The 207-nt window shown below is 57.5% G+C and carries 1 protein-coding gene; it reads right to left on the bottom strand.

What is annotated here, in order from left to right; genetic code table 11:
* The coding region (locus H4J77_RS20490; RefSeq protein WP_182250174.1) for a helix-turn-helix domain-containing protein at positions 1 to 153 on the bottom strand (153 nt) is incomplete at its 3' end.
* Between the last annotated feature and the right edge of the window lie 54 nt (positions 154 to 207).

A 207-nucleotide genomic window follows, 5' to 3' on the forward strand; every position in this document is an offset into this window, starting at 1 on the left:
GCTGCCAGCTGCATCTCGATTGCGGCGCATCTCTCGGCTGACCGTCGAAGGGGATCGGTTGATCAAGCAGGCAATCCTGCGCAAGCTGAGGCCTTGGGCATGACTAACTTGAATGGTGGCACGCTCTTCAACGCTGAGTTCGGAATAAGACATAGGGCAGCACCGTACCGGAAAGGTCAGGTGTTGCACTCAGTTTTTGCCGCCGCC

It is taken from the genome of Pseudomonas sp. 5Ae-yellow, from assembly GCF_014077575.1.
GTDB classification, from domain to species: Bacteria; Pseudomonadota; Gammaproteobacteria; order Pseudomonadales; family Pseudomonadaceae; genus Halopseudomonas; species Halopseudomonas neustonica.